This window comes from Ensifer sp. ENS09, assembly GCF_014852425.1.
GTDB lineage: Bacteria > Pseudomonadota > Alphaproteobacteria > Rhizobiales > Rhizobiaceae > Ensifer.
This window is the reverse complement of sequence record NZ_JACVBP010000006.1, coordinates 195,946-209,089: the sequence shown is the minus strand read 5'-3', so window position 1 is coordinate 209,089 and position 13,144 is coordinate 195,946. Positions and strand designations below refer to the sequence as shown.

12 protein-coding genes and 1 other RNA gene are annotated in these 13,144 nt (G+C 63.7%); 10 read left to right on the top strand and 3 right to left on the bottom strand.

The genetic code is table 11. The features are described 5' to 3' along the window. Positions 1 to 72: 72 nt before the first annotated feature. A complete protein-coding gene (gene tkt / locus IB267_RS27740; RefSeq protein ID WP_043625569.1) occupies positions 73 to 2,055 on the bottom strand; it encodes a transketolase in 1,983 nt (660 codons plus the stop codon). 350 nt (positions 2,056 to 2,405) lie between these two features. Here tkt and IB267_RS27735 point away from each other — a divergent pair, with 350 nt between their 5' ends. From IB267_RS27735 to ssrS, 3 genes are all read left to right on the top strand, one after another. Beyond that, entirely contained in the window at positions 2,406 to 2,675 is a 270-nt protein-coding gene (locus IB267_RS27735; RefSeq protein WP_034806184.1) for a DUF4164 domain-containing protein, read from the top strand. Positions 2,676 to 2,686: 11 nt separating this feature from the next. Beyond that, a complete protein-coding gene (locus tag IB267_RS27730; protein WP_034806187.1) occupies positions 2,687 to 3,064 on the top strand; it encodes a cell division protein ZapA in 378 nt (125 codons plus the stop codon). Between the two features lie 56 nt (positions 3,065 to 3,120). Further along, positions 3,121 to 3,278, top strand: a non-coding RNA gene (gene ssrS, locus IB267_RS27725) — 6S RNA. 24 nt (positions 3,279 to 3,302) lie between these two features. Here ssrS and IB267_RS27720 read toward each other — a convergent pair. Then, positions 3,303 to 4,172, bottom strand: coding sequence for a LysR family transcriptional regulator (locus tag IB267_RS27720; RefSeq protein ID WP_192450706.1), 870 nt, complete (start codon positions 4,170 to 4,172; stop codon positions 3,303 to 3,305). Positions 4,173 to 4,284: 112 nt separating this feature from the next. On the opposite strand from IB267_RS27720, the gene IB267_RS27715 reads away from it, so the two are divergent. Next, positions 4,285 to 4,509 carry a hypothetical protein gene (locus IB267_RS27715; RefSeq protein WP_192450705.1) on the top strand — a complete coding sequence of 75 codons (225 nt, stop codon included), beginning with the start codon at positions 4,285 to 4,287 and terminating at the stop codon, positions 4,507 to 4,509. Between the two features lie 19 nt (positions 4,510 to 4,528). Here the strand turns inward: IB267_RS27715 and IB267_RS27710 are convergent, their stop codons facing one another. Beyond that, positions 4,529 to 4,726 (bottom strand): transcriptional regulator, encoded by a 198-nt coding sequence (locus tag IB267_RS27710; protein WP_234798710.1) that lies wholly within the window; start codon positions 4,724 to 4,726, stop codon positions 4,529 to 4,531. Between the two features lie 362 nt (positions 4,727 to 5,088). On the opposite strand from IB267_RS27710, the gene IB267_RS27705 reads away from it, so the two are divergent. The 6 genes from IB267_RS27705 to IB267_RS27680 all read left to right on the top strand — a co-directional run bounded on the left by IB267_RS27705 (position 5,089) and on the right by IB267_RS27680 (position 13,128). After that, positions 5,089 to 5,661, top strand: a complete 573-nt coding sequence (locus IB267_RS27705; RefSeq protein ID WP_043625555.1) for a 5-formyltetrahydrofolate cyclo-ligase — start codon at positions 5,089 to 5,091, stop codon at positions 5,659 to 5,661. A gap of 210 nt (positions 5,662 to 5,871) precedes the next feature. Continuing rightward, complete coding sequence (locus IB267_RS27700) at positions 5,872 to 6,696, top strand: YmdB family metallophosphoesterase (protein WP_034806196.1); 825 nt, start codon at positions 5,872 to 5,874, stop codon at positions 6,694 to 6,696. Between the two features lie 482 nt (positions 6,697 to 7,178). Continuing rightward, the gene (locus IB267_RS27695) at positions 7,179 to 8,333 is read left to right on the top strand and encodes an efflux RND transporter periplasmic adaptor subunit (protein ID WP_192450704.1); all 1,155 of its coding nucleotides are present in this window, start codon (positions 7,179 to 7,181) and stop codon (positions 8,331 to 8,333) included. Next, the gene (locus IB267_RS27690) at positions 8,330 to 11,506 is read left to right on the top strand and encodes an efflux RND transporter permease subunit (protein WP_192450703.1); all 3,177 of its coding nucleotides are present in this window, start codon (positions 8,330 to 8,332) and stop codon (positions 11,504 to 11,506) included. Before IB267_RS27695 ends, IB267_RS27690 begins: the two co-directional genes overlap by 4 nt. A 284-nt stretch (positions 11,507 to 11,790) precedes the next feature. Further along, complete coding sequence (locus IB267_RS27685) at positions 11,791 to 12,627, top strand: MBL fold metallo-hydrolase (protein ID WP_192450883.1); 837 nt, start codon at positions 11,791 to 11,793, stop codon at positions 12,625 to 12,627. Positions 12,628 to 12,645: 18 nt separating this feature from the next. Next, complete coding sequence (locus tag IB267_RS27680) at positions 12,646 to 13,128, top strand: hypothetical protein (RefSeq protein ID WP_246764953.1); 483 nt, start codon at positions 12,646 to 12,648, stop codon at positions 13,126 to 13,128. Positions 13,129 to 13,144 lie beyond the last annotated feature (16 nt).

Below are 13,144 nucleotides of genomic sequence, written 5' to 3'. Positions count from 1 at the left end.
GGGTCTCTCCCTGTCTGACTGACGTGGTACGAAAAAAGCGGGGCGCACCTTTCGGCGCGCCCCGCAGATTGATCAGGCGAGCTTCGTTTCCGCGGCGGCAACCACCGCCTCAGGCGTGATGCCGAAGTGCTTGTAAAGCTCCTTGTAGGGGCCGGAAGCGCCGAAGCTCGACATGCCGATGAAGGTGCCATCGCTGCCGATGAAGTGATCCCAGCCCTGACGGATGCCGGCTTCGACGGCGATCTTGACCGGCGAGTTGCCGATGATCGCCTGCTGGTAGTCTTCGCTCTGCTCGGCGAAAAGCTCGAAGCAGGGAACGGAGACGACGCGGGTCGAGATGCCCTTGGCGGTCAGCGTCTGGCAGGCCTTGACGGCGATTTCGACTTCCGAGCCGGTGGCGAAGATCGTGACCTTGGCGTCGGCGGCCGAGATCAGGTCGTAGGCGCCGCGGGCGCACAGGTTCTCTTCTTCGTACTCGGTGCGAACGGCCATCAGGTTTTGGCGCGTCAGCGCGATGCCGGACGGACGGTTGTGGCTTTCGAGCGCCAGCTGCCAGCACTCGGCCGTTTCCGTGGCGTCGGCCGGGCGGAACATCAACAGGTTCGGGATGGCGCGAAGCGCTGCCATGTGCTCGACCGGCTGGTGCGTCGGGCCGTCTTCGCCAAGGCCGATGGAATCGTGCGTTAGCACGTGGATGACGCGGATGCCCATCAGGGCGGCCAGGCGGATCGACGGACGGCAGTAGTCCGAGAAGATCAGGAAGCCACCGGAATAGGGGATGACGCCGCCATGCAGCGCCATGCCGTTCATGGCAGCGGCCATGCCGTGCTCGCGAACGCCCCAATGGATGTAGCGGCCGGAGAAGTCGTCAGGGGTGATCGACTTGGTCTGGCTCGTCTTGGTGTTGTTCGAGCCGGTCAGGTCAGCCGAGCCGCCGATGGTTTCGGCCAGAACGCCGTTGATGACTTCGAGCGCGTCCTCGGAAGCCTTGCGGGTTGCCGGCGACGGCTTGGTTTCGGCGAGCTTCTTCTTGTAGTCGTCGATGGCCGAGGAGAGGCGGCCTTCGAGTTCGCCGGAGAAGCGGCGAACGAACTGGGCCTTCTTCTCGGCCTCGCTCTTTTCAAGACGGTCTTCCCACTCCTTGCGCGCCTTGGTGGAGCGCAGGCCGGCCAGACGCCAGGCGTCGAGCACGTCGGAGGGAACGACGAAAGCTTCGGCTTCCCAGCCGAGCGCCTTGCGGGTGGCGGCGATTTCCTCGGCGCCGAGCGGCGAGCCGTGAACCTTGTGGGTGCCGGCCTTGTTCGGTGCGCCGAAGCCGATCGTCGTCTTAGCCGCGATCATGGTCGGCTTGTCGGACTTCTGCGCCTGGTCGATCGCAGCGGCGATCGCGTCCGGATCATGGCCGTCGACGGCAATGGTGTTCCAGTTGGAGGCGCGGAAGCGGGCGTGCTGGTCGGTCGAGTCGGCGATCGAGATCGGGCCGTCGATCGAGATGTTGTTGTCGTCCCAGAAGACGATCAGCTTGTTGAGCTTCAGGTGGCCGGCGAGCGAAATCGCTTCCTGGCTGATGCCTTCCATGAGGCAGCCGTCACCGGCGAGCACGTAGGTATAGTGCTCCATCAGGTCGGAGCCGAATTCGTCACGCAGCTTGCGCTCTGCGATCGCCATGCCGACGGCGTTGGCAATGCCCTGGCCGAGCGGACCGGTGGTCGTCTCGATGCCGGCGGCGTGGCCGTATTCCGGGTGGCCGGCGGTGCGGGCGCCGAGCTGGCGGAAGTTCTTGATCTCGTCGATGGAGATGTCTTCGTAGCCCGTCAAATAGAGCAGCGAATAGAGCAGCATCGAGCCGTGGCCGGCCGACAGCACGAAGCGGTCGCGGTTTGGCCAGGACGGATTCTTGGGGTCAAAGCTCAGATAGCGCGTAAAGAGGACTGTCGCTATGTCGGCTGCACCCATGGGCAGGCCAGGGTGGCCGGAATTTGCCTTCTCGACGGCATCCATGGAGAGGAAACGGATCGCATTTGCCATCCGGTCGTGTTTTTCGCGAGAGATCATGACTGTTCCGTTTGCGTTCGGTGGTCAGGGAACGGTCTCTATCCTCCAAAGACCGCGCAAGAAGCGGCTGACACATAGCAGGTGCGCCGTGCGAGTCAACAAATACGGGCCTTCCGCGGCCATTTGACGGCAGGTTGCTCCGGCCCCCGCCGCGGTGCTTGTTCCGCAATGCAACAAGCCTACCGCACTGCCGTTGAAGAAAGCCGGCTACGCAATCCATCCACAGCTTCCGCTGTTGTTTGCTGTACTTGGCATTGTTGAGACTTACGTAATAGGTTTAAAAAAGATCGAGCCGAAGCGGCGGACGGGATTCGGGCGATTCGGCCTCATGGGCGAGGTATTCGGAACACATGCCGGCAAAGACTGTCAAAGCGGCGATCGACGAACTGCGAAACGCAGTGCAATCCCTGGAGAATGCGATCGACGGTCGGTTTGACAGGGAGCGGGACTTCAGCGAGTTCGAGGGCGAGGTGCGACGCGTCAACACCGACCGGTCGCGACTGGCGCAGGAACTCGATCAGTCGCAGTTCCGGGCAAACCGGCTCGAGGAGGTCAACCGTGAGGTTTCCCGTCGCCTCGTGACGGCGATGGAAACCATTCGGGCGGTGCTCGACCGCTAGGAACAAGCGACATGGCGCAGGTGACAGTTTCGATCGACGGCAAGGCCTATCGCATGGCCTGCGAGGAAGGGCAGGAAGATCATCTGATCGAGCTTGCCACCAATTTCGATCAGTATGTCGGACACCTCAAGACCCAGTTTGGCGAGATCGGCGATCTGCGCCTGACCGTCATGGCCGGCATCATGGTCATGGACGAGCTCAGCGAGGTCAATCGCCGGCTGAAGAACCTCGAAGCCGAGGTCGGCAACCTGACGAATGGGCGCGACGCCGCGCTTTCGGATCAGCTGAAGAACGAGGAGGCGCTGGCCTCGGCGCTCAGCGAAGTGACCCAGCAGATCCACGGTATCGCCGCCAAGCTGAACGGCCGCCCCACGACGCCGTCGAGCTGACAAGGTTTCGTCGGCGAGCCACTGGCGCGAAGCACCGAGACACTTTATATATCGAATGCGGTCTGCGCTCCCCGACAGGAACCACAATCCCCGGGGCCATACTCGATCCTAAGGGAGCTGTCCCTGTCCGGACCCGTGGGTTCGGACACATGGCGCCCACCTACTTTGTAGGCACCCGGGATCGTAAAATATCCATCGGTTGTGTGGATCGCACTTCTCCCTCCTTTCGACTGCTCGCTCAGTCCCCGGCAAAAGCCCGGCGGATGGCGTCGGCCATGGCCTCGACGATCCGGTCCTTGCCGTTCCCGGCCTTTGAAATCCGCAGCACGACATTCGAGTGGTCGATCACGGTGTAGCCGTCATCGGCCGTCAGTTCGCGGCAGCCGGACGGGATGCTGCTGCGGGCAAGTGGCGCGATGGCAAGGCCGGACACCACCGCCGCCATCAGGCCACCGCTGGTGCGGCTGACATAGGCGACGCGGTTGTCGATGCGGCATTTCCTCAAATTGCGCTGGGCAAGGTCGTCGCACCAGCCGCCTTCAAGATAGGTATAGGTCGCGATCGGTACCGGACGGCGTTCGTCGGTCCGGTGCTGCTCCGACGTCACCCAGACGGTCGGATCCATCATCAGCACCTCGTTCCTCGTCTTTCCGCCGGGCTCGAAGACGACGGCAAGGTCGATCTCTCCCGCCTCCAGTGCCGCGACATTGGTCATCGAGGCGCCCTGCTGCACGGTCACTTCGACGCCCGGGTGGATGGCCGCGAAACTGCCGAGCGCTTTCGGCAAGGTCGAGTTGATGTATTCCTCGGGCAGCCCGATCCGAACGGCGCCGTCGAGCGCCGGCTGACGCAGCGCGGCGGCGGTGTCGTCGAGCAGGGTGACGATGCGCCTGGCATTGTCGACGAGCCGCAGTCCTTGCGGAGTCAGCACCACACCGCGCGAATGGCGCTCGAACAGGGCGTCGCCGAGCACATCCTCGAGCTTCCTGATCTGCATGCTGACGGCCGACTGGGTACGCCCGACGATGTCTGCGGCGCGCGTGACGCTGCTGGTATCGACAACTGCGAGAAAGGTTCTGAGCAGATCGCTATCAAGGGGGAGGGGCATGGCGTCAACCATCAGAATTTCTGATGACAGTCATGCTTGCAATTCGTTTGTCAAATGTCAACGCGAGGACGAAGATCGTTCTGTCAGATCATCCTAGGCTCGAGTCCCTGCCATGAGCGTACTTGCCGTTCTCGCCTTTTCCGACACGTTCGCTGCCGCCCGACGCAGGGCAAGGCGATGGGCCGCCGATTTGCTGCTTGTCGAGGCGCCTGCCGAGGTGCCGGCGGACAGGCCGCTGCTGCTGCGCGACGCCGGGATCCCGGCAGTCGACTTCGACCTTCGACGGCGGGAGCGGATGTTGGAGCAGGCGGTCTATCGGTCGCACTGGATGCTCTAGGCAGTCCCCGCGCCAATCCTTACGAGATGAGATCGAGCCTTGCGGCACGAAAGACGGCTTCGGCCAGATTGCCGGCCTGCAGCTTGCGCATGGCGTCTTCCAGCGCCCGGTCGATCCGGTCGAGGGGAATATCGGTTTCGCGCATCATGTCCTGGCGCGTGCGGCCGCGGGCGGCGAGCGTCAGGCAACGCAGTTCCAACGGTTCGAGTTCTTTCATCTGGTCCTTCATGGACGTCGGCTTTTCCACTGCTGCCTGCAGGAGCGCGTCCATACATCGAACGCGGGCATTAGTTCCTGCTAATTATTTGAAATCGCGTCTTTATTTGCATGCGGTCGCCGATGCGCGAAAGCGGAACCGTCGTCCATGATGAACGGAACGCTAATGCTGTGCCGAACCGGGAAGGCGCTGGCCGTGCTGTCGCAAACCGCGGCAAAAGCGGCGAAGCGGGTGGCTATGCATGGGCGACATCGGGTGTATAGGCTGGTGATTGAGCCGGGAATCGGCGAGAAAGTGACGGGTTGTGCCATTTCGGGAAGAAAATTCGTCCGCGACGATGGCATGAGGCAGGAGAGGGCACGATGTCACCGAAGGACTTGAAGGCGGCGCTGCGCAACGAGCGGCTGGCATTGCGCGATGCGATGCCCGCGGAGATACGGATCGAGGCAAGCCTGACCATGGCCGACCATGCGGGCGACGTCATTGCGCTCGATCCCGGTCACATCGTTTCCGGCTTCTGGCCGATCCGCTCCGAGGTCGATATCCGGCCGCTGATGGCGCGGCTGAAAAGCCGCGGGGCCCGGCTCTGCCTGCCCGTGATCATGGACAAGCAGACGATCGTCTTTCGCGAGCTGCTCGATGGCGTCGACATCATCGCCACCGGCTTCGGCACCACCGGGCCTGGCCCGGATGCACCGGTGCTCGACCCGGATATTATGCTCGTGCCGCTTTCGGCCTTCGACGCGACCGGTCACCGGATCGGCTACGGCGCCGGCTACTATGACCGGGCGATCGACCGGCTGCGCAACAAGGGGCACCTGCCGAAGCTGATCGGCATTGCCTTCGACTGCCAGGAAGTCGCCACCGTGCCGGCCGAACCGCATGATGTGGCGCTGGATGCCGTGCTCACCGAGAGCGGGTTCCGGCATTTCTAATTGATGACGTAGCCGAGGAACGGCCCTGCGCCTTGAAATCGTGCAGGCCGCGGCCGACGATCGGTTCGCGATTCCGGCGGAATCGATCTTGGGCGTTTCCTGTCGGGCCAGGATCGTGTAGACGCTCTACCTCTTTGTTTTACGCAGGTCCGGCCGCAACTACCGCTTACGCGCTTCCGCCGGAGCTGCCTTGGTAGGATTTGAGCGAGCATGAGGCTTCTGTTTCTGGGAGATATGGTGGGCAAGACGGGCCGTACGGCGGTCTGGGAGCGGCTTCCGGGATTGATCGGCGACCTCAAGCTCGACTTTGTCATCGTCAACGGCGAGAACGCCGCCGGCGGCTTCGGCATCACCGAAGACATCTTCCTCGAAACGATCAACGCCGGCGCCGACGTGGTGACCACCGGCAACCACGTCTGGGACCAGAAGGAAGCGGTGGTCTTCTGCGAGCGGCACGACCAGTTCCTGCGCCCGGCCAACTATCCCGCCGGCACACCCGGCCGCGGCTCCAACCTGTTCTTTGCACGTAACGGCGCGCGCGTGCTGGTCGCCAACGTCATGGGCCGCGTCTTCATGCATCCCGAACTCGATGATCCCTTCAAGTCGGCCGAGGCGATCCTCGATGCCTGCCCGCTCGGCGAGCAGGCGGATGCGATCGTCTTCGACTTTCATGCGGAGGCGACCAGCGAAAAGCAGTGCTTCGGCCATTTCGTCGACGGACGCGCGAGCCTCGTCGTCGGCACGCATACGCACGTGCCGACCGCCGACCACCAGATCCTCAACGGCGGCACCGCCTATATGAGTGATGCCGGCATGTGCGGCGACTACGATTCCTCGCTCGGCATGGACAAGGAAGAGCCGCTCAACCGCTTCATCTCGAAGATGCCGAAGGGGCGCTTCGAGGCGGCGTCGGGTCCGGCCACCATCTGCGGTCTCGGGGTCGAGATCTCCGATCGCACCGGGCTTGCCGAGAAGATCGCGCCGCTGCGACTTGGGCCGAGACTGGCGGAAACGATCCCGGATTTCTGGTCTTAAGGCCAGGGCAGGCGGCGTCCTGAGGCGCAGCGCAAAACTGCGCGCGGGCACCTTTGGTTGTCCCGTATCGCCTTATCGGAATTGATTTTTTTCAAGGTGACAACCCCATCAAATGATGGCAGGTTATCGCGAAATCACGCCGGGCCGGGGCGTGATGTATTCGTGGGTTTTTGCAGAATGAATGGTGTCCGCAGTCCTGGATTGCGGGCATGTGCTGTTGTCGCCGCGTTTCGGGCCGATGCCCGCTGCGGGCGGTTTTGACCTGACAGCGTTCGCGGGCCGAAGGGCGCAAGGCCGCTGTATCATTTGATTGCTTGTGTGACTTTGCCTCTCGGATCGCTGCCGATCCGAGGATTTGTGCGGAGCGGGACGGGTAATGCGGCTGTTTTGCGCACGGGCCCCGCTCTGAAATGTTCAAAGCGATTGCGGTGGTCTGGTCGATTGGCTGCCCCTCGTGATCCAAGTGCATTCGGAGGGCATGCATGTTGTCTCAGTGGCATTTGCCGATGATCGTCGGCGCTTCTCTTTCCCTTCTATCCGCAATCGGTGCCCAGGCGCAGGACGCGCAACTGCCCGTGGTGACCGTCGCCAAGCCGGTCGTGCGGGATGTCATCGACAGCGACGAGTTCATCGGCCGCTTCGAGCCTGTCGACGAGGTGCAGGTCCGCGCCCGCATCGGCGGTTATCTCGACGAGGTCAACTTCACCGACGGCGCCCTGGTGAAGAAGGGCGACAAGCTCTTCGTCATCGACCAGCGGCCCTATCGCACGTCTCTCTCCCAGGCCGAATCGACGCTGGAATCGGCGCGCTCCTCGCTGGAATTCGCCGAGGCCCAGTTCAAGCGGACGCAATCGCTGACGGGCACCGGCACGCTTTCGGTCTCGACGCTCGACGATCACCGCCGCGAACTCCTGTCGGCGCAGGCGCTGGTGCGCGGCGCGGAAGCGGCGGTCGAGCGCGCCAAGCTCGACCTTGACTACACCACCATCACCGCGCCGCTCAGCGGCCGCGTCGACCGGCGCCTGCTGTCGACGGGCAATCTCGTTCAGGCTGACCAGACAGTGCTGACGACGATCGTGTCGCTCGACCCGATCGATTTCTACTTCGACGTCGACGAACGGCGGCTGCTTTCCTATGCCCGGGTTGCGCGCGAGCGCGGCAGCGCGCTGCAGGAAGGCGGCGGCTCGCTCGAAGTGCTGGTCACCATCGCCGACTCGCAAGAGGAGCCGTTCAAGGGCAAGCTCGACTTCGCCGAAAACCGCGTCGATCCGCAGAGCGGCACGATGCGCGTCCGCGCCCGTCTCGATAACCCGAGCCTCGTGCTGCAGCCCGGTCTCTTCGGCCGTGTCCAGATCGAAGGCTCGAACACCTACAAGGCGGTCCTCATTCCGGACGAGGCGATCGGCGCCGACCAGAACGAGCGCATTGTCTACGAGGTGATCGGGGACGGAACAGTGGTGACCAAGCCTGTCCGTCTCGGCCCGAAGCTGCATGGCTACCGCGTCATCCGCTCCGGCATGACCGGCGACGAGACCATTGTCGTCAACGGCCTGATGCGGGCACGCCCCGGCACCAAGGTGAAGCCCGAGACGGTGCAGCTTCCCCCCGAAGCGCAAGCAGCGGGGGCGGCGCAATGAGGTTTGCTCACTTCTTCGTCGACCGGCCGATCTTCGCGTCGGTGCTGTCGATCGTGCTCCTGATCGTCGGCAGCATCGCCTATTTTCAGCTTCCCGTAGCGCAGTATCCGGAAATTGCGCCGCCGACCATCGTCGTTCGCGCCGCCTATCCGGGCGCCGACGCCGATACCGTTGCCAACACCGTCGCGACGCCGCTCGAACAGGAAATCAACGGCGTCGAGAACATGCTCTACATGTCCTCCTATTCGACCGCGGACGGTTCGATGGCGCTGACGATCACCTTCAAGCTCGGCACCGACCTCGACCAGGCGCAGGTGCTGGTGCAGAACCGCGTGTCGATCGCTGAGCCCCGGCTGCCGGAAGAAGTCCGGCGCATCGGCATCACCACGGCCAAGAGTTCGCCCGACCTGATGATGGTCGTGCATCTGCTCTCACCGACCGAACGCTATGACCAGCTCTACGTCTCGAACTATGCGCGCACGCGCATCCGCGATCTGCTCGTGCGGCTCGACGGCGTCGGCGACGTCATCCTGTTCGGCGAGCGCGAATATGCGCTGCGTGTCTGGCTCGATCCGGAGAAACTGTCGGCCTACGGCATGACGGCCGGCGACGTGGTGCAGGCGCTACGCGAGCAGAACGTGCAGGTCTCCGGCGGCTCGATCGGCGGTCCGCCGGCGCCGGGTGACAGCGCGTTCCAGTACACGGTCACGACGGACGGCCGCTTCAGCGATGCGCGGCAGTTCCGCTACGTCATCGTCAAGGCGACGGAAACCGGGCGTCTCGTGCAGCTGCAGGACGTCGCCCGCGTCGAGCTTGGCGCCCGCGAATACGTCAACAACAGCTATCTCGATGGCAGCCCGGCGGTGGCGCTCGGCATCTTCTCGCGGCCGGGCACCAATGCGCTCGACGCCGCCGAGCAGATCCAGAAGGTGATGACCGACGTTTCCAAGGACTTCCCCGACGGGCTCGAATACCGGATCGTCTACAACCCGACCGAGTTCATCTCGGAATCGATCAACGAGGTCTACAAGACGATCGCCGAGGCGGCCATTCTCGTCGCCATCGTCGTGCTCGTCTTCCTGCAGTCGTGGCGAACGGCGATCATCCCGATCGTCGCCATCCCCGTGTCACTCGTGGGTACCTTCGCGTTCCTCTATGCCTTCGGCTTCTCGCTGAACATGCTGACGCTGTTCGGCCTGGTGCTGGCGATCGGCATCGTCGTCGACGATGCGATCGTGGTGGTCGAGAACGTCGAGCGAAATCTCGCGCGCGGCATGACCCCGCGCGAGGCCTCGCATGTGACCATGGACGAGGTGGGGGCGGCCGTCATCGCGATCTCGCTGGTGTTGACCGCGGTCTTCGTGCCGACGGCCTTCATCCCCGGCATCGCCGGCCAGTTCTACCTGCAGTTCGCCGTGACGATCTCGGTCGCAACGGTGATTTCCGCCTTCAACTCGCTGACGCTGTCACCGGCGCTGGCGGCCATCCTGTTGAAGCCGCACGAGAACGGCCATCATGAAAGCCGCAATCCGCTGACGCGGTTCGGCAAGGCTCTGGCGAACGGCTTCAACAACGGCTTCGACCGAATGGCGTCGGGCTATGGATGGGTCGTGCGCAAGCTCGTCTCGACGAAGGCGGCGCTGGCCGCGGCCCTTCTCGTCTTCGTCGGGCTGCTGGGGGCCACCTGGTACATGGCGCAGATCGTGCCGCGCGGCTTCGTGCCGACCATGGACCAGGGCTATGCGATCGTCGTGATCCAGCTGCCGGACGGCGCCTCGCTCGACCGGACGGACGCCGTCGTCAAGCGGGCCTCGAAGATCATCCAGGACGTGCCGGGCGTGAAAAGTGCTGTTGCCTTTGCCGGCTTCAACGGTGCGACCTTTACCAACGCGTCCAATTCGGGCGTGGTCTTCGCCTCCTTCGAAAGCTTCGAAGAGCGGCTGAAGAACGGGCAGGGGGCCAACCAGATCATCGGCCAGCTCTATGGCAGCCTGCAGAGCATCCAGGAAGCCTTCATCATCGCCGTGCCGCCGCCCTCGGTGCGCGGCATCGGCAACTCCGGCGGCTTCAAGATGCAGATCATGGACCGCCAGAGCTCCGACATGCGCCGCGCGCTCGGGCTTGCCTACCAGATGATGGGCGCCGCCAACCAGACGGCAGGGTTGACAGGGGTCTTCACCACCTTCTCGGCCTCCAGTCCGCAATACTTCCTGGCGATCGACCGCGACAAGGCACGCACGCTCAACGTGCCGATCCCCAACATCTTCGAAGCGCTGTCGATCAACCTCGGTACGTCCTACGTCAACGACTTCAACGCCTTTGGCCGCGTCTACCAGGTGCGGGCGCAAGCCGACCAGCAGTACCGAGTCGAGCGTGACAACATCCTGGCGCTGAAAGTGCGCTCGGCAACCGGTGCGCTGGTGCCGATGGGTACGCTTGTCGAGATCCAGGATACGGCCGGTCCGACACTGGTGCAGCGCTACAACATGTACGTTTCGGTGCCGATCCAGGGCAACCCCGCGGTCGGCGTCTCGACGGGTACGGCTCTCGACAAGATGGAGGCGCTCGCCGCCCAGATCCTGCCGCAGGGCACGACCTTCGAGTGGACGGAACTCGCCTACCAGGAACGCCAGACAGGCAACACCGCGGTGTTCATCTTCGCACTGTCGGTCGTTTTCGTGTTCCTGGCGCTTTCGGCCCAGTACGAAAGCTGGGTCCTGCCGCTGGCGATCATCCTGATCGTGCCGCTCGGCGTGCTGGCCGCGCTGGTCGGCGTGTTCATCCGCGGGCTCGACAACAACGTGCTGACGCAGATCGGGCTGATCGTGCTGATTGGCCTTGCGGCCAAGAACGCGATTCTGATCGTCGAGTTCGCGCGGCAGGGCGAGGACGAGGGCAAGACGCCGATCGAGGCGGCGGTGGAAGCGAGCCAGCTGCGCCTGCGCCCGATCCTGATGACCGCCTTCGCCTTCATCCTCGGCGTTGTGCCGCTGATGATCGCGACCGGCCCGGGCGCCGAAATGCGCCAGTCGCTGGGTACCGCGGTTTTCTCGGGCATGCTCGGGGTAACGTTCCTCGGCCTGTTCCTGACGCCGGTGTTCTACGTCGCGCTCCGGTCATTCCGGCGACGCAAGGTGGCCGTGAGCGAGCCGGCACCGCACCCGGCCGAGTAACGCCGGCCTGACGACAATCGGACAGATGCCCCGGTAGCAATGCCGGGGCATTTGGCTTTGAAGAGGTTATAGTTTCTTGATCGTCCCCCGGGGTCGGTGACGTAAACGTGAGCACCGCCTGCCGTTTGTAACTGGACGTGGCCCGGCCCTTGAACAATTCTCTCCCGGCCCCGTGACGCCACCGTTCGGTCGAGCGAAGGCAAAGGCTTCCATTCGCTGTTCAATACCTGCCTGCTGCGTGCCCCCAGGGCCCGAGGTCGGGCGGCAAGTGAGAGAGGTGAAGGCTGATGCTCCGGTACTTTGTCTACACATTCGCCGCCATATGGATCATCCACGCGTCCTGGCCATCGGTTGCCCATGCGCAGCAGCAGCCGCGCCCTGTCAGCCAATGCCAGGCGATCGCCGAGACGATCCCCCAGGCCACCTTCGCCAGTTTCACGCCTGCTGCCGCCACCAAGGGGCAGACGACGGCCGGCGAAGTGACGATCAGCTATCTCGGCCATTCCACTTTCCTGATCGAGACGCCCGGCGGCGTCTCGATCGCAACCGACTACAGCGGCTGGTACGCACCGTCGGCGCCGCCGACGGTCGCGACCATGAACAAGGCGCATTCGAGCCACTACACGCTGACGCCGGATCCGGCGATCAAGACCGTGCTGCACGGCTGGAGCGACAGCGGCCAACCGGCGCGCCACGATCTCGTGGTCGGCGACGCCTACATCCGCAACGTGACGACGGACATTCGCGCCGGTGGCGGCGCCATGGAGCACGACGGGAACTCGATCTTCATCTACGAGGTGGCGGATCTCTGCATCGGGCATCTCGGCCATCTGCACCATGAGCTCGACGACATCCACTATGGCCAGATCGGTCGGCTTGATGTGCTGATGGTGCCTGTCGATGGCGGCCTGACCATGGGGGCGGAAAGCATGAGCCGGGTCGTCAGCCGGCTGCGCTCGTCACTGATTCTGCCGATGCATCGCCGCGGCCCGCCGATCGAGGCTTTCCTCGACATGTTCGGCGACGACTACGACAAGCGTTATGCGGACAGCGCCGGTATCAAAGTATCCCTGCGTTCCTTGCCAAGCAAACCACTGATTTATATTCTCAAGGGCGTTTGAACATCCTGGGATCGCCCGATGAAGTTGCTCGTGGTTGGCGTATCGCTCTTTCTCTCCTTTTCAACTCTTGCCGAGGCCGGTGGCGTGCCGCCGCCGCGCATGCCGTCTCCAGAGGGACAACAGCCGCAAAGCCAATCGGAGACCGCGGTCAAACCGGCAACTGAGCAGGAGATTTTCGCGATGCCCTCGGGCAATATCGGCTGCATCTATACGCCGGCTGGCGGCACGTCCGTCTATCAGCCCGCCGACGGTGGTCCGGAACTGGCCTGCGATATCGTCGCGCCGCGTTATGTCAGGGCGACACTTGGCCGGGCGGGGGCCGCCACGATCAATCACGCCGTCGGCGATCCGAGTTGTTGCTCGGTCGGAACCGTTCTCGACTATGGACAAAGCTGGTCGCGCGGGCCGTTCTCCTGCGTGTCGGAACGCACCGGTCTTTCCTGTCGTCGTGACGACGGGCACAGCTTCCTCCTCAGCCGCGCGCAGGTCTCGGCCAACTGAAAAACCGCCCCCCGGC

Bases quoted from the DNA above. Each gene is read 5' to 3' on its own strand.
- IB267_RS27690 (WP_192450703.1), top strand. From the start codon at position 8,330: ATGAGGTTTGCTCACTTCTTCGTCGACCGGCCGATCTTCGCGTCGGTG.
- IB267_RS27695 (WP_192450704.1), top strand. From the start codon at position 7,179: ATGTTGTCTCAGTGGCATTTGCCGATGATCGTCGGCGCTTCTCTTTCC.
- IB267_RS27680 (WP_246764953.1), top strand. From the start codon at position 12,646: ATGAAGTTGCTCGTGGTTGGCGTATCGCTCTTTCTCTCCTTTTCAACT.
- IB267_RS27715 (WP_192450705.1), top strand. From the start codon at position 4,285: ATGAGCGTACTTGCCGTTCTCGCCTTTTCCGACACGTTCGCTGCCGCC.
- IB267_RS27735 (WP_034806184.1), top strand. From the start codon at position 2,406: ATGCCGGCAAAGACTGTCAAAGCGGCGATCGACGAACTGCGAAACGCA.
- IB267_RS27710 (WP_234798710.1), bottom strand. From the start codon at position 4,726: ATGAAAGAACTCGAACCGTTGGAACTGCGTTGCCTGACGCTCGCCGCC.
- IB267_RS27730 (WP_034806187.1), top strand. From the start codon at position 2,687: ATGGCGCAGGTGACAGTTTCGATCGACGGCAAGGCCTATCGCATGGCC.
- tkt (WP_043625569.1), bottom strand. From the start codon at position 2,055: ATGATCTCTCGCGAAAAACACGACCGGATGGCAAATGCGATCCGTTTC.
- IB267_RS27720 (WP_192450706.1), bottom strand. From the start codon at position 4,172: ATGCCCCTCCCCCTTGATAGCGATCTGCTCAGAACCTTTCTCGCAGTT.
- IB267_RS27705 (WP_043625555.1), top strand. From the start codon at position 5,089: ATGTCACCGAAGGACTTGAAGGCGGCGCTGCGCAACGAGCGGCTGGCA.
- IB267_RS27700 (WP_034806196.1), top strand. From the start codon at position 5,872: ATGAGGCTTCTGTTTCTGGGAGATATGGTGGGCAAGACGGGCCGTACG.